The 17,488-nt window shown below is 41.3% G+C and carries 17 protein-coding genes and 2 tRNA genes; 11 read left to right on the plus strand and 8 right to left on the minus strand.

Annotated elements, in window-relative coordinates; all coding sequences use genetic code 11:
* Positions 1–27: 27 nt before the first annotated feature.
* The 6 genes from ACFSTG_RS00330 to hutI all read right to left on the minus strand — a co-directional run bounded on the left by ACFSTG_RS00330 (position 28) and on the right by hutI (position 5,312).
* Positions 28–1,314 carry a DUF2254 domain-containing protein gene (locus tag ACFSTG_RS00330; RefSeq protein ID WP_380747334.1) on the minus strand — a complete coding sequence of 429 codons (1,287 nt, stop codon included), beginning with the start codon at positions 1,312–1,314 and terminating at the stop codon, positions 28–30.
* Between the two features lie 93 nt (positions 1,315–1,407).
* On the minus strand, positions 1,408–2,211 hold the full coding sequence (locus ACFSTG_RS00335; RefSeq protein WP_380747335.1) for an MBL fold metallo-hydrolase: 804 nt from the start codon (positions 2,209–2,211) through the stop codon (positions 1,408–1,410).
* Between the two features lie 63 nt (positions 2,212–2,274).
* Positions 2,275–2,733, minus strand: a complete 459-nt coding sequence (locus ACFSTG_RS00340; RefSeq protein ID WP_380747336.1) for a GNAT family N-acetyltransferase — start codon at positions 2,731–2,733, stop codon at positions 2,275–2,277.
* Between the two features lie 3 nt (positions 2,734–2,736).
* Entirely contained in the window at positions 2,737–3,087 is a 351-nt protein-coding gene (locus tag ACFSTG_RS00345; RefSeq protein WP_380747338.1) for a DUF1622 domain-containing protein, read from the minus strand.
* A complete protein-coding gene (locus tag ACFSTG_RS00350; protein WP_380747339.1) occupies positions 3,084–4,076 on the minus strand; it encodes a formimidoylglutamase in 993 nt (330 codons plus the stop codon). Before ACFSTG_RS00350 ends, ACFSTG_RS00345 begins: the two co-directional genes overlap by 4 nt.
* Positions 4,077–5,312, minus strand: coding sequence for an imidazolonepropionase (hutI, locus tag ACFSTG_RS00355; RefSeq protein ID WP_380747341.1), 1,236 nt, complete (start codon positions 5,310–5,312; stop codon positions 4,077–4,079).
* 150 nt (positions 5,313–5,462) lie between these two features.
* On the opposite strand from hutI, the gene ACFSTG_RS00360 reads away from it, so the two are divergent.
* The 4 genes from ACFSTG_RS00360 (at position 5,463) to ACFSTG_RS00375 (ending at position 7,759) form a co-directional block, all read left to right on the plus strand.
* Positions 5,463–6,635, plus strand: a complete 1,173-nt coding sequence (locus ACFSTG_RS00360; protein ID WP_380747401.1) for a trans-sulfuration enzyme family protein — start codon at positions 5,463–5,465, stop codon at positions 6,633–6,635.
* A gap of 40 nt (positions 6,636–6,675) precedes the next feature.
* A complete protein-coding gene (gene bshB1 / locus ACFSTG_RS00365; RefSeq protein WP_380747343.1) occupies positions 6,676–7,392 on the plus strand; it encodes a bacillithiol biosynthesis deacetylase BshB1 in 717 nt (238 codons plus the stop codon).
* Positions 7,393–7,455: 63 nt separating this feature from the next.
* Positions 7,456–7,531 (plus strand) — tRNA-His (locus ACFSTG_RS00370).
* Between the two features lie 39 nt (positions 7,532–7,570).
* Positions 7,571–7,759, plus strand: coding sequence for a hypothetical protein (locus tag ACFSTG_RS00375; RefSeq protein WP_380747345.1), 189 nt, complete (start codon positions 7,571–7,573; stop codon positions 7,757–7,759).
* Between the two features lie 57 nt (positions 7,760–7,816).
* Here ACFSTG_RS00375 and ACFSTG_RS00380 read toward each other — a convergent pair whose 3' ends face one another.
* Positions 7,817–8,848 carry a M28 family metallopeptidase gene (locus tag ACFSTG_RS00380; protein ID WP_380747347.1) on the minus strand — a complete coding sequence of 344 codons (1,032 nt, stop codon included), beginning with the start codon at positions 8,846–8,848 and terminating at the stop codon, positions 7,817–7,819.
* A gap of 165 nt (positions 8,849–9,013) precedes the next feature.
* Here ACFSTG_RS00380 and ACFSTG_RS00385 point away from each other — a divergent pair, with 165 nt between their 5' ends.
* From ACFSTG_RS00385 to ACFSTG_RS00410, 6 genes are all read left to right on the plus strand, one after another.
* On the plus strand, positions 9,014–9,433 hold the full coding sequence (locus ACFSTG_RS00385; protein WP_380747348.1) for a CBS domain-containing protein: 420 nt from the start codon (positions 9,014–9,016) through the stop codon (positions 9,431–9,433).
* 112 nt (positions 9,434–9,545) lie between these two features.
* A complete protein-coding gene (locus tag ACFSTG_RS00390) occupies positions 9,546–9,974 on the plus strand; it encodes a transporter substrate-binding domain-containing protein (protein WP_380747349.1) in 429 nt (142 codons plus the stop codon).
* The gene (locus ACFSTG_RS00395; protein WP_380747351.1) at positions 9,971–10,918 is read left to right on the plus strand and encodes a cation diffusion facilitator family transporter; all 948 of its coding nucleotides are present in this window, start codon (positions 9,971–9,973) and stop codon (positions 10,916–10,918) included. Before ACFSTG_RS00390 ends, ACFSTG_RS00395 begins: the two co-directional genes overlap by 4 nt.
* 275 nt (positions 10,919–11,193) lie before the next feature.
* Positions 11,194–11,946, plus strand: coding sequence for a LytR/AlgR family response regulator transcription factor (locus ACFSTG_RS00400; protein ID WP_380747352.1), 753 nt, complete (start codon positions 11,194–11,196; stop codon positions 11,944–11,946).
* 82 nt (positions 11,947–12,028) lie between these two features.
* Positions 12,029–14,917 carry a sensor histidine kinase gene (locus ACFSTG_RS00405; protein WP_380747353.1) on the plus strand — a complete coding sequence of 963 codons (2,889 nt, stop codon included), beginning with the start codon at positions 12,029–12,031 and terminating at the stop codon, positions 14,915–14,917.
* A 341-nt stretch (positions 14,918–15,258) separates the two neighbouring features.
* Positions 15,259–15,507 carry a hypothetical protein gene (locus ACFSTG_RS00410; protein ID WP_380747355.1) on the plus strand — a complete coding sequence of 83 codons (249 nt, stop codon included), beginning with the start codon at positions 15,259–15,261 and terminating at the stop codon, positions 15,505–15,507.
* A gap of 421 nt (positions 15,508–15,928) precedes the next feature.
* Here the strand turns inward: ACFSTG_RS00410 and ACFSTG_RS00415 are convergent.
* Positions 15,929–16,013, minus strand: a tRNA-Ser gene (locus tag ACFSTG_RS00415).
* Between the two features lie 453 nt (positions 16,014–16,466).
* On the opposite strand from ACFSTG_RS00415, the gene ACFSTG_RS00420 reads away from it, so the two are divergent.
* Positions 16,467–17,474, plus strand: a complete 1,008-nt coding sequence (locus ACFSTG_RS00420) for an endonuclease/exonuclease/phosphatase family protein (protein WP_380747357.1) — start codon at positions 16,467–16,469, stop codon at positions 17,472–17,474.
* The last annotated feature ends 14 nt before the right edge of the window (positions 17,475–17,488 follow it).

Below are 17,488 nucleotides of genomic sequence, written 5' to 3' on the forward strand. Positions count from 1 at the left end.
TATAATTTTCGGGCAGTTTTATTTTTCTCAATTCAGGTTTAGCTTCTTTGCAATTCGGGTAAGGACTTCCAGGTCTGTTCTGTTGTCCAGGACAGCCTCAGCATCCTCCAGCATTCTTTCGGCCTCCCGGTCAAGGACTTTAAAAAAATCTTCGCTTTTGGCTTCCTGTGATTTCAGAAAATAGAACATGGTGCCCAGCTTTTGTACTACTATGATATCCTGTTTGCAGTAGGTGCGAATGGCAGCCATGACATTATAAAGCAGTTCATCGAACTTGACGCTTCTTACCTTAATGTAGTTGATGTTGTCGTCAGAAATAAAAGTCTCATCGGCTTTAAGCATTCTTAACTGGAGCAATTTTGTTAAATAATCAATAGCATTGAGGGCAGTTCCGGGATCATTGATGCCCGGCGACATGGCTTTTACGATCACTTCGGTGATCTGCTTAAAAGCCAGCACATAATTCTCGGAAACCAACTCTGCACGGGAAAAATGGAACCTGGCCAGTATATCCTTTACTTCATCTTCTGTGAGTTCTTTACTGCATTTAAAAACGGGGATTCCCTGGAGAACAAACATCCCCTTTACCGGAAGGATCTGCATCATCACCTCCTTTTCCTTGCAGAAACTCAAAAGATAATCGGTTGAAAAATCCTGAAAATAGCCGGTTTTATCAGTGCAGTATTCAAACCATTTCTCGATCTCGGGAAAGCTGCTTCGTACTTCGCCTTCGTGCTCCAATAATTTATTGAGTGTATATTTGGCCGAAAGAAAGGTCTTATCAAGGATATATGTAATCTGGATACTCTCTGATATGTTGTGAATAAAGTAAATAAATGCATAGATGCAGCCTACTGTAAAGAGAATTCCCAATAATACCGAAAACCCCGGGATCTGGTACTTATCCCCGGTTGGCTGTATAGAGAAAAGGATGAAAATACAATAGAGAATACTGTAGAGGTAGATGCCCAGAATTATCTGATGATTTCTGTCCGATATCAGCCCCGGTAAGAGCCTTGGGGAATAATTGGAGGAAGCCTGACTCAAAAGAACCATAACCATAGAAAAACTGAACACCATCATAGAGATAAGCCCGGTAATACAAGCACTTAAGATCGTTAGGGCGGTATCCCCGTTATTCACTACCAGGATAGGAACGTTGTCTATCAAGTAGCGGGAAATGCCTCTGTTTTCCAGATACATCATTAAGAAGGCGAATAGAACACCAGATATTGAGAAAACCGAGGGGTAAAAGATGATCTTATCCTTTATTTTTCTGTAATACGTATAGATCGGGGTGTAGGAAAATTTCATTTGCTATGGTTACTTACTTAAAGTTAAGGAAAGTTTACTTACAAATTAAAAAACCCGCTGAAGACAGCGGGCATGAAATCTTTATAAGGAATATTATTCTTCGGTCCCTTCGGGATACCAGTTGGCCAGCACCACCTCAATTTCTTTGTTGCCTTCATTCACCAGTCGCTTGAACTCATCTACATCCAGCTTTCCGTCCTTTCCGCGGAAGTGATAGGGGTACACCTTTTTAGGGGCAAATTCCAATACAGCATCTGCAGCTTTTTCAACGGTCATAGTATACGGAAGGTTCATTGGAATCAAAGCGATATCAATATCTTTCAGGTTTCTCATTTCGGGGATATCTTCTGTGTCTCCGGCAATATACAGGCGCTGCCCTTCCTTTTCCAGGACATAACCATTACCGCGACCTTTGGGATGGTATTGTTTGGCTTCCTCCCTTAAATTATACATGGGAATGGCTTCAATCGAAAAGCCGTTTTGGTCAATCATTTGTCCGTTGCTCATTACCACAAGATTACTGTCAAGGGAATCGGGTAATTCTTCTTTCACCGCCTGCGGGACAATTATTTTGGTTTCCCCCAGCTCTAGGGCGCCAAGGGTTTGAGCGTCCATGTGGTCGCCGTGGATATCAGTGATCAAAACCAGGTCGGCTTTTTCCATTCCATCGAAAACCTTTGCTCCGCCAACCGGATCAAGATAAATGGTAATATCCCCCCAGTTGATCACTGCAGTGGAATGAGAAACAGGCTGAATACTTATTTCTTCCTGAGAAAAATCTTCCTCCTGTCTTATTTCAGGATTTTCTTCCCGGGCGATCTGTTCTTTTTCTTTGTTTTCAGATTTGCAGCTAATCAATAAAATACTGCAGCTTAAAAGGGTGAAAAATGATCTCATTTTATGTGGTTTTCCTTAAAACTACTCATAAAGTAGCCTTATTGCCACGACTTTAATAGAAATTTAGGAAAGAAGCAGTTCCATTTTTATATCTCCCCGGGCATAAGGATTGTTCCCTTCTATGGGAATTTCCTTAAAACCGAATTTCCTGTAGATATAAATGGCATTTTCCAGTTTGCGGTTGGAATAGATAATTAGTTTCTGCCAGCCCTGGTCTTTAGCGTAAGTCAGCGTGTGGGTCATCAATTCCTGGCCAATGTTCCTTCCCTGGTATGCAGGGGTGACTGACATTTTTGTGAGTTCAAAGATCCCGTCTTCGATCTTCATCAGGGCCACTGTGCCAATGATCCTTTCGGCATCCTGTACCAAAAAGATGGTGCCTCCGGGATCAATGATATATTTTTGGGGATTTCCCAGTACCTCCTCGTCGTGGGGTTCAACCCAAAAGTACTTTTCAAGCCATGCGATGTTAAGATCCCTGAAATCTTGCGCATAACGGGGTTCAAAAGGAATTATTCTCATTTATTAATCTCCGATTTCTCTTTTCTGCCAGGGCCATTTCCCTTCCAGTTCTACCTGCAAAGATAAACTCAAAAAAGTCCTTATTACCACAATAATTCCCAAAACCAATACCTGGTCCATATTAGGATCCAGGGTTACGGTGGCAATGATATCTCCCGCTACCAGGAACTCCAGCCCAAGGAGGATGGCTTTTCCCAGGTCATGTCTAAAAGTGCGGTAAGTGCTGCCTTCTTCATGCTGATGGGTGAAATACCTGTAAACTGCCAAAAGAGATCCAAAAACCATGGTAAGGATCCCGGCTACTTCGATTGCCAGGGATACATATCCTATATAGTGGTGGACGATATCATTCATGAGTATTTATTTTTTAAGAAATCGGTGACTATAAAAGAGAGGGCTTTTCCCGTGGGAAAGTCTCCTTTAGCAATGGCTTCGCAAACATGAAGATAACAACAATTATTTTCCCGGGCCGCTATCCGTACAAATTCGCGCACCTCGTTAAGGGAAAACCCTGTGGGGGTAAGTGCGCTGCTGGGAAACCAGGCTATTACGTCACAGTCCAGTTCGAGCCCGAATTTCCCATCTTTCACAAAATCCAGGTTCTCCTGGAAATGAAAACTGAGGTCACCTTTTTGCAGGTTTTCAAAAAGGCTGTAGTGTATTTCTCCGGCTTTATCCATTTCCTCAAAAATATATTCCGGAGTGTAATTCTGATGCAATCCAAAAACAGAATACCGGTTCAAAAATCCGTTTTTCAGGGCATAGCTGAACCCGTTTCCGCTGTGTCGGTAATCTGTTGTTCTAAGATCTGTGTGCGCATCAATATTCAGAACATTAACCGGATTTTCAAAAGCTTCCGAAGCGCCCTTCAGATTTCCGTAAGCATTATTGTGGCCGCCGCCAATGATCACCGGGATCTTTCCTGCGGAAATGATCTCTTTAACAACCGCACTTACCTTTTCATCTACTCTTTCAGTGAGATCACCCAGCTTTTGATGGTAATTCGGATCAGAATCATCGATATAGGAAGCTTTTTCCATCTCTTCGGAGGTATCGATCTCTCCCAGGAGGAGAATTTTTCCGGAGTCGAGGAAGCGATTGTGCTGCACATTTAAAAATGCGTTCAGGAAAGCTTCCCAGGCATTGGAAGTCCCGGGTTTACCATAGTTTGCCCGCACCCCGATATCCTCAGGGATCCCAAAAATGACAAAATTCGCATCGGTCTTAGCAAGCCCTTCTGCAGCCGCTAAAAACTTCACTTTTTCACCCAGCTTAATTTCCCCTTTTCGTGGGGAAAGGTAACGGGAAAGGTGTTTTTCAGAGTAAATCTTTACGTGCTGCATTTAGATCTTTTTTCCGTTAATGTACACTGAATCTATATGATTGGCTCCAAAAGAGTAGGGCAGGAATCCGTAGGACGGTATCTTCCCGGTAAGGATGAAATTCGCGGCCTTTCCCCGGGTAATACTTCCATGTGTCTCGCTGAGGCCCATGGCATATGCAGCGTTCACGGTAGCGGCATTGATCGCTTCTTCAGGATTCATTTTCATCTTGATGCAGGCCAGGGAAACAACGAGGTTCATATTTCCGCTTGGCGTGCTTCCCGGATTGTAGTCTGTTGCCAGGGCAAGGGGTAAGCCGGCGTCAATGATCTCCCGTGCCGGGGTGTATGGTATGCTTAAGAACAGGGAGCAGGAGGGAAGCGCCACCGGCATGGTCTTGCTGCCTTTAAGAGCTTCAATATCTTCAGGTGTCATCACCTCGAGGTGATCTACGGAAAGGGCGTCGTGCTCAACCCCGGCTTGTATCCCGCCAATAGAATTGAACTGGTTCACGTGGATCTTGGGAATGAGGTTGTACTTTTTTCCTGCTGTAAGGATCTTGTGGGTATCTTCTACCGTAAAATAACCTTTTTCACAGAAGATATCCACGTATTCGGCCAGTTGTTCTTGGGCGATCTTCGGCATCATTTCATTCACCAGCAGGTCGAGATAAGCCTCTTTGTTTTCTTTGAATTCCTTAGGAACGGCATGAGCACCAAGAAAAGTGGCTTTAATAGCGATGGGATAATTCTCTTTTAACCTTTTGATCACCCGCAGCATCTTGAGTTCGGCTTCAGTAGTGAGTCCGTAACCCGACTTGATCTCGATGGCCGTAGTTCCCATTTTCATGACCTCTTCAAGACGTCGGGCAGATTGTACATAAAGTTCCTCTTCTGAAGTTTCCTGAAGCTTTTTAGCCGAATTCAGGATCCCGCCGCCTTTGTTGGCGATTTCTTCATAGGTAAGTCCATTGATACGGTCTACGAACTCCTGTTCCCTGTTTCCGGCATAGACCAGATGGGTGTGGGAGTCGACCCAGCCGGGCAGCAGGATCTTTCCGGAGGCATCAACCGTTTCCACCTCTTCAAAAGTGGGAATTTCTTCCATTTTTCCGAAGTCGGTTATTTTACCATTCTCCACCAGGAGCCATGCGTTATCTATGGTGGGTAATTCTTTCATCTGGCTGCCCTTGAGGGAAGTAATTCCCTTCTCCCTTACCTGGAGCAGCTGCTTAATATTTCTGAATAATAATTTCATATCGTAAAGATAAAAAAGTGGGCGGAAAATGAGGTTTTTCGCAGCAGAAAGCTTTCCGAAGCAATAATAATTGAGAAGCCTCAAAAAGACCGCCTTTCATTATTTCTTTTTAAATTAGTGAAAATATCAATCCTAATATTTTCAATGACCATGATCAAAAAAGAACAGGGAATCAACACCCTTTGTACGCATGCCGGTGAGTTGAAAGACCAGCAATTTAAAGGAGCGGTATCGCCGTTGTACATGTCGACCTCCTACGCCTTTGAAGATGTGGAGGTAAAGCGTTACCCGCGCTATTTCAACACGCCAAACCAACAGGCCCTGGCCCTCAAAATGGCGGCTTTGGAACACGGGGAAGCAGCCCTTATCTTTGGTAGTGGTATGGCGGCAGTGAGTACGTCCCTGATGGCTTTTTTGCATAAAGGCGATCACGTGGTGTTACAAAAAACCTTGTATGGCGGGACCAGTAACCTGGTGGTAGAGGAATTCAAGAAGTTTGGGATAGAATTCAGTTTTGCAAAAGATCTTTCTGCGGAAGCCTTTGAAAAAGAGATCAGGAAGAACACTAAGGTGATCTATATCGAAACCCCTTCCAATCCTTTGCTGACCATAACCGATATGGAAGCAGTGGCAGGCCTGGCCAAAAAACACGGGCTGGTGAGCATGATAGACAATACCTTTGCTTCACCGGTGAACCAGAATCCTGTTGACTTTGGGATAGATGTGGTGATACACTCGGCTACCAAATACATGGGCGGACACAGTGATATCCTTGCGGGTACCGTAATTTCTTCGGAAGAAAAGATCGATACGATCTTTCAAATGGCCAAGAATTTCGGCGGAAGCCTTAGCGATTTCACGGTGTGGCTTCTGGAAAGGAGTATTAAGACCATGGGGATAAGGGTGAAAACCCAGAATGAGAATGCACAAAGAATGGCCGAATTTCTCGAGCAGCATGAGTTTGTGGCGAAGGTGTATTATCCCGGACTAAAATCCCACCCAGATCACGAACTTGCCAAACGCCAAATGAAAGGTTTTGGGGGAATGCTCTCTTTTGAATTGAAGGGACTTGATGCCGCAGTGTTTATGAAGTACCTGAAGCTCATCAAGCCTTCCATGAGCCTTGCAGGAGTTGAATCTACTATTCTATCCCCAACCAAAACCTCGCATGCCCTGCTCACGCCTGAAGAACGGGAGGAACAAGGGATAAGTGATGGTTTAATGCGTTTTTCGGTAGGAATAGAAGAACCTGAAGATCTGATAGCCGATATTGAGCAGGCTCTGGAAGAGACCCGTAAGGATATGCTGGACGTAAGGATCTAAAATCGTATTTTTGCCTTGCAATAAAAATGACAAACCAATCATGAAATTAGATATACTGGCCATAGGGGCACACCCCGATGATGTGGAATTGAGTTGCTCGGCAACAATTGCCAAGGAAATTGAAAAAGGAAGGAAAGTAGGGATCCTGGATCTTACCAGGGGAGAGCTGGGTACCCGTGGTACAGCAGAGATCAGGGATAAAGAAGCGAAAGCAGCCGCAGGGATACTGGGAGTGTCTGTTAGGGAGAACCTCGAGTTCAGTGACGGGTTCTTTGTCAATAATGTTGCACACCAGTTGGAGATCATTAAGGTTCTGAGAAAATATAAACCTGAAATTGTATTGTGCAACGCGGTAGATGACCGGCATATAGATCATGGCAAAGGAGCCCAATTGGTAGCTGATGCCTGCTTTTTAAGCGGACTACGGAAGATCGAGACCATTTATAACGGGAATTCCCAGGAGGCCTGGCGTCCAAAGAACGTGTTCCACTATATTCAATGGAAGAATTTAACCCCGGATGTGGTGGTGGATGTCACCGGATTTATGGATAAGAAATTAGCCTCGGTAAAGGCTTACAGTTCCCAGATCTTTGATGAGAACAGTGAAGAACCTGAGACGCCAATTTCGAGCAGTAATTTTTTAGATAGTATTACTTACAGGGCCAAAGACTTAGGCCGTCTTATTGGAGCTGAGTATGGCGAAGGATATACCGTGAGCCGTTATGTGGCGGTGGATTCTTTATTTGACCTGAAGTAAAAAAACAGAAATTTTTCTTTTGTAAAAGAAAGGATTTATACTACATTTGCATCCGATTAAAATGGTGGTTGTAGCTCAGCTGGTTAGAGCGCTGGATTGTGGTTCCAGAGGTCGCCGGTTCGAACCCGGTCTTCCACCCAGAAAGCTTCTCAGAAATGAGGAGCTTTTTTTGTTTTTAATGGCTCCCCGGCACGGATCACAGATCCGCGTCATCCTGCAGGAAATAGATGGTGAGTTCAGGTTTTCCGACATGGATCACAGATCTGTGCCAGCGAAATGGATAGCCACGCCATCGAATGAATGGCCACCGCCTTCAGGTGGTGGCCATTGTAGATCTGTAGCTCAGGGCTTTAGCCCTACCCCATAAAAAAACCTCCCGATAAATAATACCGGGAGGTTTGGTGTGAATTAAAAGTTGATTTAACTACTCAGAAGCAGTAGGGGTGAGGGTAGGTTTGTCAACAAAAGGACGCTCCTCCCTGTTAGCCACTTCCCATGCAGTCAGGAATACCAGCTGTGCCCTTTTGGCCAGCAGATCGTATTCTATCTTATCTGCCGTGTCTGTAGGCTTGTGATAATCTTCGTGGACCCCGTTAAAATAAAAGATGATAGGAATATCATTTTTAGCAAAGTTATAGTGGTCGCTTCGGTAGTAAAAACGATTGGGATCATTCTCTTCATTGTAGGTATAGTCAAGCTCCAGGTTAAGGTGCCTGGCGTTAACTTCCTCACTTAAGTTATGAAGTTCTGTACTTAACTTATCGCTTCCAATAAGATAAACATAGTCTCCGGAATTCTCTTTTCCTTCCCCAATTCTACCTATCATGTCAATATTGAGGTTCGCAACCGTATTGGCCAGTGGGAAAACAGGATTATCTGTGTAGAACTTGGAACCTACCAGGCCTTTTTCTTCCCCTGTTACATTCAGGAAGAGGATGGATCTCTTTGGAGAGAAACCCTCCTCCTGGGCTTTCTTGAAGGCTTCAGCGATCTCAAGGATGGCAACGGTACCAGAACCGTCATCATCAGCCCCGTTAAAAATATTTCCTTCTTCATCAATGCCCACGTGATCATAGTGAGACGAGATCACCAGGATCTCTTCAGGCAGCTCGCTTCCCTGGATGAAAGCAAGTACATTTTCAGAATCTTTTACTTCTGCCCGGGTGAACACGCTGGAGGGAACCTCCTGGAAATAGTCATCCCCTCCCAAAGGAGACGGGATATCGAGTTTTTTATATTCGGTTTTCAGGTATTCTGCTGCCAGTTTTTGCCCCGGTTCCCCTGTATCTCTTCCTTCAAATTCATCACTGGCAAAGATGTATAAATGTTCTTTTAATTCTTCTGCCGTGATGGTTTTGGCGTAATCCATCACATTGGCTTCTTCAATACTCTTTGGCTGCTGGGCTTTACATCCCATAAGGCTTATGGCCAAAGAAAATAACAATACTTTTTTCATATAATGATGTGCTTTTTTATAAGAACGGCAAGATAATGGTTTTTAATATAATGCAAGGTAACATCAGATACTATGAGTTATTTTTCTACCGATTTTAGCAAATACCTAACCTTTAAAATCGTATCTTGATTCATACATTCCAGCTGACTTTTAATACCTAACATTATGAGAAAGAATGCTCCCGTTTCGGCTATCATGACCAGGAACATTATAAAATTGAGTCTTGCAGATGAACTTTCAACCGCGGAAACCCTGTTCAAGAAAAACCACATTCGGCATCTTCCGGTGGTGGATAAAGGACATATAGTTGGAATGCTGAGCTATACAGATCTGCTGCGTATATCCTTTGCCGATGCTCTTGATGAAGACGGGGAGGGGATCGAAACCACCGTTTATGATATGTTTTCCATTGAGCAGGTAATGACCAAGAAAGTGGTAAGTATTACTTCTCAAACCACGATTGAGGAAGTAGGACAGCTTTTTCTGGGTCACGATTTTCATGCTCTTCCCGTAGTTGATGATGATTCCCTTGTGGGAATAGTTACCACTACAGACCTTATACGATTTTTCCTGGAAGAGGAATAGCACCTCCAGGAATTGTATTTTATCTTCTGAAATTGAGCGCCCTAGTTCATTTTTAGAAAGGTTTAACGGTTTCGACTGTTACAGCTGCTCCTGTTTTTTTCTAACTTGTAGTATGAAAAAGCTGTTTTTACCCTTACTGTTGTTCATAATTGCCTGCAATTTCCCGAAGGATCCTGAAGATTCCTATTCAGAAGCCAGGGAAGATAAACTGCTGGTCGGGGTGGTTGACAACCCTCCTTTTTGCGAGGTTTCCGGAGAAAATTTCTCGGGCTCAGAGGTAGAGTTGCTGCGGAAGTTTGCCGGGGAGAAAGACCTGGAGATAGAATTCCACAAAGGCTCTGAAACCGAATTGATAAAAAAGCTGGAGAAGTTTGAGCTACATCTGGTGGCCGGTGGATTCGAAAAGAAAACCGTCTGGAAGAAAAAAGCAGGAAGGACTACCCCGTACGACAATAAACATGTCTTCCTGATCCCAAAAGGTGAGAATGAGCTCCTGAAGCACCTTGAGTCCTTTATTTTTCAGCAAAAAAAGAAGTCATGAGATCAATTCACGATTTTGAGCTGCCACCACGGCTTGGGAAGAAATTGAAAAAAGCTGTTAAGCTGGAGTGGATCACCGTTTTCTACCTCATCACGGTTACGATCATCATGTATCTTTCCCTGGGCTCATCACAGGCAATGAAGACGGCCTGGCTGGAAGACGTTCTAAGCCTTGTACCGTCTATCGCCTTTTTAATTTCAACAAGGATCAACAGCAAGGCCCCCAATAAAAAATTCCCGTATGGCTACCACCGGGTGTTTTCCATTTCATTTTTAACCGGAGCAGTAGCCTTGCTGGCCATGGGGCTTTTCCTGGTCTATGATTCCTCAATGGCTCTTATAAAGGCAGAACATCCAACCATAGGCTCTAAAATGTTCTTTGGTCATGAAGTATGGATGGGTTGGATAATGATCCTGGCCCTGCTTTACAGTGCTATCCCTTCCATGATCCTTGGCGCTAAAAAGATCCCTCTTGCAGAAAAACTGCACAACAAGGTATTATATACAGATGCCACGGCGCAGAAAGCAGATTACATGACCGCTCTCGCAGCGATTATCGGAATTCTTCTGGTGGGCGCGGGAATATGGTGGGCAGATGCTGCAGCCGCTATTTTCATTTCTGTATCTGTTTTAAAGGATGGTTTTCAGCATGTAAAGACGGCTTCGATGGACCTGATGGACTCCTATCCACAGCGGCTCAAAACCCGGGATGAAGATGAGATCATCGAGAAAGTAAAAGAAGTGGTGCAGGCCTGGCCCTGGGTGGCAGATGCGAAGGTAAGGTTCAGGGAAGCGGGGCAAGTGTATTTTGGGCAAATTGCCGTGGTGCCAAAAGGAGAGGTGAATTTAAATGAGATCTCGCAGGGTTATGAGGATTTGCGCAATTTGCACTGGAAGCTCCATGATTTTACCATTGATCCGGTGAAGGAGCTGCCGCCGTGGTAAAATAAAGAAGTGAGAAGAGTGTAGTAGGGGAAAACTCTTCTCACTATGAGCCTCAATCGGCAAATTTCGTCATACAAGGTAAACGTATTTATATCTTCTACCCTACCTGCAGAGCAGGTTTTAACCAGTTTTTAACATATTGAGGGGCGTATTTTTTGATTTTGAAAAAGAAGTGTGCCTTTTGGAAAATGAAAAAAACCGCTAATATTCCCTTTGCTTGTTTTCCATTGTGGAGATAGGAGTTATACATTTGTCATTTAATTGTAGTTTTAAGCATGATAAAAGCAATAATTATTGACGATGAAATAAATGCTCAAAATTTATTGGAGAAAACTCTGGATAAGTGTTTCCCTAATAAATTTAATGTCGTAGAAAAATGCAATTCTGTAGATTTGGGGGTGGTCTCTATCAAGAAACACGAACCCGACCTGGTTTTTTTAGACATTCAAATGCCTGAGAAGAATGGTTTTGAATTGTTTAAATATTTTGAGGTTATCAAATTTGAAGTCATATTTACCACTGCCTACAATCAATTTGCCATTAAAGCCATTAAACGCAGTGCGCTGGATTATTTATTAAAACCAATAAATAATCAGGATTTATCTGACGCTGTAAAAAAATTTGAGAATAAAACCAAAGGGAGTTTCGCCCAGAAAAAATTAACCCTACTGCTTGAAAACCTTAATGTTAATAATCAACACGTAAGTAAAATTGCTTTTCCGACGGTTGAAGGTTTTGAACTCATCCATTCCAATCAAATTCTGTATTGCAAGGCTGAAAGTAATTATTGTTGTATAAAAAAGATTGACGGCCAAACCAATATGGCCACCAAAACTTTAAAATATGTGGAAGAAATACTTCCAGACAATTCCTTTAAAAGAATTCATAAAAGCTACGTCATTAATTTAAATTATGTGGTCAGGTACAATAAGATCAATAAAGAAGTTGAATTAACCAATGGAGAGAAACTTCCTGTTTCTTTTCGAAAAGAAGAAGAGTTTATCAATGTAATTCTAACAAGCCATTAAACTTTCCCTCTTCGTTTTTTTATGCTTCAATTTAGCATTTTCCCAAAATTATCCCGGTAAAAATTATACTGCAGCTAGCGAGTTGCCCAATAATGCCGTTAGATCATTACTGGTTGACAGTAACAATATTCTATGGATTGGTACTGAGAATGGCGTGGTTAAAAAGGAAAATGATGAATTTAAATACTTTTTTGAAGAGGATGGATTAGCATTAAACAGCTGTTGGGCTATTGCGGAAGATAAAAATAAAAATATATGGTTCGGTAGTTACGGCGAAGGTGTTAGTATTTATGATGGGTTTAAGTTTAAGGTGATTTCAGAAAAAGATGGATTGGTTCATAACGAAATAACCAAGCTGTTTACTTCCGGAGACTATATGTATGTGGGAACCAGTGACGGAGTTTCTATAATTGACATAAATGACCTTCAAATACAGTGTTTATATACTCCTCCTGGCGACGGACTTTTTCGGGTACAAGGGTTTTTTAAATACGGTAAGAATGTCTATGTGGTTGCCTACAACTACGGTGTTTCCGGGGTTTACAAGATTACTCAGCAGGAGGGCCAACCAGGCCTGGTCAGAATGAACAACAAGAAATTCATCTATTCGGTGTATGTAGACAATGACAGCATTTACAGTAGTAGCAAAGGTTACATCACAAAGAGTAAGCTCGGTAATTATTTAAGTAAAGAAGATTCTATTCCATCAGATAAGTTTGGGCATACTATTATCTGGGACTACCTAAAGACCAATGACCAAAGGATCTTTGCTGCAGCCTGGGGCATATTCGAAAATACGGGAGGAATTTATGAAGTAGTAAATGGCCAGTTGATTTCCAGGGCATCAGATTTTAATGTTCCAAGCAAAGAGGTTATTGATTTAGCCTACGATCATAAGTTTGAAAAATTATATGTAGGAACCAAAGATGCCGGATTATTTGAAATCGCTTTAAATCCTCAAATCAAATTCCATGAGACTAGAGGAAAAAATATCATTGGATTCGCAAAAACTAAAAGCACTTCCGCAGTATTATACAACGACTGCATTATCCTAAAAGGAGCTGATCACGAAGAAAAAATTTCTTTGCTCCAGCTCAAAAAATGGCAGGAAAATTATGTTTTAAACACCCATTTGCCGCTTCCGGAACATAAGGACGATTTTTACGAACTGGATTATTCTACAAAGGCTAAGGATATCATTTTTTATGACATAAAAGTATCCGGAGATATATATTGGGTAAACACCAACATCGGACTTTTTGCCATAAAAGCTTCCGGGGAATTGTATCGTTATTTACCCTTGCATTCCGAAGAGATCAATTTTACGCAGAACGGGGATCTTATAGAAACAAATCCTTATGGAGGTGTTAGAATGTATAGCGATCTGGACGCCTTCCATTATGCCTATTTTGAACAGGAAGATCCTCAAACCCCCACCATGGTGGTAAATAGTTTACAAAAGGGAACAAAAACCTATTTTCTATCGATTTTTTCCGGTCTATATGTATGGGAAAACGATGGGTTTAAGTCCTATTTAAAAAATGGAATCTGGAAAGAAAAGAAATTAAAACACATTACGGCTTTAGGGAAGGATATTGCACTCTCAAATGAGTTTGGTGATGTGTTTATTGTAAACGATGAAGCATCATTTAAAGTTTTAAAGAAAATACCACGGGCAAAAATTCAGGGGAATTCCATTTCTTTTTTGAGGCAATACCAGGGAACCTTAATAATTGGAACAGAAAAAGGATTAACGCTTTATAAAAACGAGCGTACCATATTTTTAGATAAGGAGCAGGGGTTGGAACAACCTTTACTGAGTGCAAGAATAGATCATAACAACTTGTCCATTGGAAGCAATAACGGGTATTATAAAATAGATCTTGATGCGGTTAGCGAGAAAAAGGCCCTGGTATATCAAATAAATCTGAAAGAAATTTTTATCAATAATCGAAAGTCTTCTCCGGGACCTGTCAGCAATAAGATGGACCTAAACCTGGCACATAACGAAAATACCATCTTGCTTAATTTCAGCACAAATGCGCATCCTTATCCCCACAAATTAAAATATCAATACAGGTTAAATGATAATGAGAACTGGAGTCCTTCTTCCTCCAAACCGGAAATATTCCTGACTTCTTTACCCACAAAAGATTACGAAGTAGCCGTGAAAGTTTCAGATGAAAGTACCGGATTAAGTTATACCCAGCCCCTGCTAAATTTAGCAATACTTCCGCCTTTTTGGAAAACCTGGTGGTTTGCATTGTTGATAATGAGCACCATCTTAATCATGGTTTATAGTATATATAAATTTCAATTAAAGCAAACCCGACAATTTGAAGAACAAAAAGGACTGATTCAAAAACGTTTTGAAGAAACTAAAATGGAAGCTCTCCTGGCGCAAATGAATCCGCATTTTATTTTTAATGCCATGAATTCCATTCAATACTATATTATGGAAAGTGATATAGACAACGCTACTAAATTTTTAGGTGATTTTGCCAAATTAATCAGGTTAAACCTGGATCACTGTACCAAACCGACTATTTTATTGGTTGAAGAAATTGAATATCTGCAATCATATATTCGGGTTGAGAATACGCGGTTCAATAATTCAGTTAAGGTGAAAATTGACATAGACCCCGTAATTGATGTATATGAAATTGAAATTCCTACGATGTTATTACAGACCTTTGTGGAAAATGTATTCGTTCACGCTTTCCCACCAGGTGTCACCAATCCGACTTTAAAAGTTTCTTTTAAGTTGCTATCAGAAAATATTCTACAATGCAAAATTGAAGACAATGGAATTGGATTTTCGAACAACTCAACCAGCAAATTGCATAAATCCAAAGGGGTTACCCTGGTAAAAGAGCGGTTAGCATTGCTTGGTTATAATGTTGAAAAAGCGATAGAAATAATTTCTGGAAAAAATAAAGGTACTTCCGTGCTACTTAAACTAAAGGTTTAACGATTACTTCTCAAATCCACACGTTTACTAAACGATCCTTCTTCGGTTTAACATAAAATTTAGATTTACAGAAAATTAGAGAAAGTGGCGGCTACATCCTTATAGGAATTGCCCGTAAAACATACTTATAAAGTAGGGGTTATAATTTGTGCCTGGGCAATGGTAGCAGTCACTTCTCTAACTTTTAATAACCACAAGCTTCTGGTAGTGTTTTTTTTGCTTAACGCTGGTACTTCCTTTAAGCTGTAGCAGCGCACTACTTATAGGTGGCAAAATTAATCGTCGGAATAATCTGAAAAAGATACTAAACCGAAGTAAGAAATAATGTAAAATAATTAAAGATGGATACAAACACTATTGAACAAGAAAAAAAACAGGCAAGAGATGAAGCTTACAAGGATGTAAAAATGTACATCGCCAATGATTGGAATTTGAAAGAAGAAACTCCAGGGTATTTTCTTTTAACCAGAAATAACGGCTCTACCTCCGGACATCTCTTAGTGGCTTTTTTCACTTTATGGTGGACTTTCGGAGTTGGGAATTTAATTTATTATTTTGCTAAAAATGAGAAAAAGAAAATATTGAAGTAACCTAAATCTAACTATCTTAAGAAGCGAAAATTTTTACTACTCTAATATTTGTATTTGCCTTAATTATTTCTTGCGGAGAGAGTGAAAAAATAAACAGAATTTAAAAAGATACTGCAAAAATCCTCTTTACAAGAAAAACCACGCCCTGCTGCCGCAGGGCTTTTTTTTGCTTCTTCATTCACTTAGAAAAGCGAGCTTTTCACGTTTCTGAAAAAGCAAAAAACCCGCAACTTTCGTTGCGGGTTTTCCTTTGCGAGAAAGAGGGATTAACTGCGTTGATCCCAGGGGGGAACCTGGCAAAGAAAAACCACGCCCTGCTGCCGCATGGCTTTTTTTGCTTCTTCATTCACTTAGAAAAGCGAGCTTTTCACGTTTCTGAAAAAGCAAAAAACCCGCAACTTTCGTTGCGGGTTTTCCTTTGCGGAGAAAGAGGGATTCGAACCCCCGGAGGTGTGACCCTCAACAGTTTTCAAGACTGCCGCATTCGACCACTCTGCCATTTCTCCTTAGCGGTTGCAAATATATAAAGGTTTTTCAATTTCCGAAGAAGAAAACCTGCCTTTTTTAAATATTTTTCTCTCCACATTGAAAATGAACACTTTCCAAATAAAATCATTTTAATCCTGTATCCTTTCTGGAGTGAGGTGTTTGAGCTGATTGGATATGGCGTCTTTAATCTGACTTACTACAATATTCTGCTAAAGTCGTTCAGGCGGGTTAATTCTGCCGGTACCTATGGGAGACAGTTGCGACCTGTCTAACCGGGACCGGGTTTTCCTTGCGGTAGATGGGATCAAAAAGTTCAGAAAAAGAGGTAATTCAAATATGTTCGTTATTTGAGACCTTTGCACCATTCTTTGTTTTTATCTGTAATTTCGTAACCTGATCCTTTTATTCACAAAAAGGAAGGCTCCAGACTTTCTTTTTATTTTTATTTTCATTTTTTAATATTTAAAATCATGACCAAATACATACGTTCCTTTTTCCTTGTATTAATAGTAGTCATAAGTATATTGATGATCCTGCTCGGCGCTTTGTCTCTAATACATGACGTTCCGTATTGGTTTGTAAAGATCATGGATTTTCCCAGGTTACAATATTTAATTATCTCATTAATCTGTTTGATCACATTATTGTTTATAAAAAGGAAATGGACTATTACCTATGTATTAATTGTACTTGGCCTGTTATTTTCAATCTTGATCCAGTCCCTGAAGATAGGTCCTTACCTGCTGGGAAAAAAAGTAGTTCCCGATGTGCAAATTCAGGAAAAAGAAAGATTCTCTGTCAAAATAATTATCGCTAATGTGCTGATGACCAACCGGAGTTCAGATGAATTCCTGAAACTTATAAATAAAAATGAGCCCCACGTGGTCCTGGCCATGGAAGTGAATGACTGGTGGGTAAAAGAACTCAGTATTCTGGAGGAATCATTTCCTTATAAAATGGAATATCCTTTAGACAATGCCTACGGTTTGCTCCTGTATTCTAAATTACCCTTGACTAATCCTGAGATAAAATTCCTTAAACATTCTGATGTTCCTTCTTTTCATGCCACTATGACTTTACCCGGCGGCGAGGAATTTTCCTTTCATGGAATTCACCCGGTAGCGCCATTTCCCAGTGCGAAATATCCCGATAATGTGGGAGAAGAAGAACTCGCTTTACATAAGGTGGGAGCATTGGTCGCGAAGGAAACGATTCCTTCGGTTGTAGCAGGAGATTTTAATGATGTTTCATGGTCAAAGACTACCAGGTTTTTCGAAGATCAGGGGGATTTGAAAAACGTACGCTTAGGTCGGGGACTTTATAATACATTCAATGCTGAATCCCTGGTTATGCGTTGGCCTCTGGATCATTTCTTTGTGACTGAAGAATTCCGGGTCAAAGAATTTAAGAGACTGGAGAAAATAGGATCAGATCATTTCCCGCTGATGGCCGAATTTGTTTTGCCTTCTTCTGACTAGATGTTTCCGGAACC

It is taken from the genome of Salinimicrobium flavum (assembly GCF_042684505.1).
In the GTDB taxonomy this organism is placed as follows: Bacteria; Bacteroidota; Bacteroidia; order Flavobacteriales; family Flavobacteriaceae; genus Salinimicrobium; species Salinimicrobium flavum.

What these genes read in the sequence shown, in the direction of transcription:
- ACFSTG_RS00380 (WP_380747347.1), bottom strand. Translation starts at nt 8,848, where the DNA reads ATGAAAAAAGTATTGTTATTTTCTTTGGCCATAAGCCTTATGGGATGT.
- ACFSTG_RS00395 (WP_380747351.1), top strand. Translation starts at nt 9,971, where the DNA reads ATGAGATCAATTCACGATTTTGAGCTGCCACCACGGCTTGGGAAGAAA.
- ACFSTG_RS00350 (WP_380747339.1), bottom strand. Translation starts at nt 4,076, where the DNA reads ATGCAGCACGTAAAGATTTACTCTGAAAAACACCTTTCCCGTTACCTT.
- ACFSTG_RS00375 (WP_380747345.1), top strand. Translation starts at nt 7,571, where the DNA reads ATGGCTCCCCGGCACGGATCACAGATCCGCGTCATCCTGCAGGAAATA.
- ACFSTG_RS00335 (WP_380747335.1), bottom strand. Translation starts at nt 2,211, where the DNA reads ATGAGATCATTTTTCACCCTTTTAAGCTGCAGTATTTTATTGATTAGC.
- ACFSTG_RS00400 (WP_380747352.1), top strand. Translation starts at nt 11,194, where the DNA reads ATGATAAAAGCAATAATTATTGACGATGAAATAAATGCTCAAAATTTA.
- ACFSTG_RS00420 (WP_380747357.1), top strand. Translation starts at nt 16,467, where the DNA reads ATGACCAAATACATACGTTCCTTTTTCCTTGTATTAATAGTAGTCATA.
- ACFSTG_RS00330 (WP_380747334.1), bottom strand. Translation starts at nt 1,314, where the DNA reads ATGAAATTTTCCTACACCCCGATCTATACGTATTACAGAAAAATAAAG.
- hutI (WP_380747341.1), bottom strand. Translation starts at nt 5,312, where the DNA reads ATGAAATTATTATTCAGAAATATTAAGCAGCTGCTCCAGGTAAGGGAG.
- ACFSTG_RS00410 (WP_380747355.1), top strand. Translation starts at nt 15,259, where the DNA reads ATGGATACAAACACTATTGAACAAGAAAAAAAACAGGCAAGAGATGAA.
- bshB1 (WP_380747343.1), top strand. Translation starts at nt 6,676, where the DNA reads ATGAAATTAGATATACTGGCCATAGGGGCACACCCCGATGATGTGGAA.
- ACFSTG_RS00345 (WP_380747338.1), bottom strand. Translation starts at nt 3,087, where the DNA reads ATGAATGATATCGTCCACCACTATATAGGATATGTATCCCTGGCAATC.
- ACFSTG_RS00340 (WP_380747336.1), bottom strand. Translation starts at nt 2,733, where the DNA reads ATGAGAATAATTCCTTTTGAACCCCGTTATGCGCAAGATTTCAGGGAT.
- ACFSTG_RS00385 (WP_380747348.1), top strand. Translation starts at nt 9,014, where the DNA reads ATGAGAAAGAATGCTCCCGTTTCGGCTATCATGACCAGGAACATTATA.
- ACFSTG_RS00360 (WP_380747401.1), top strand. Translation starts at nt 5,463, where the DNA reads ATGATCAAAAAAGAACAGGGAATCAACACCCTTTGTACGCATGCCGGT.
- ACFSTG_RS00390 (WP_380747349.1), top strand. Translation starts at nt 9,546, where the DNA reads ATGAAAAAGCTGTTTTTACCCTTACTGTTGTTCATAATTGCCTGCAAT.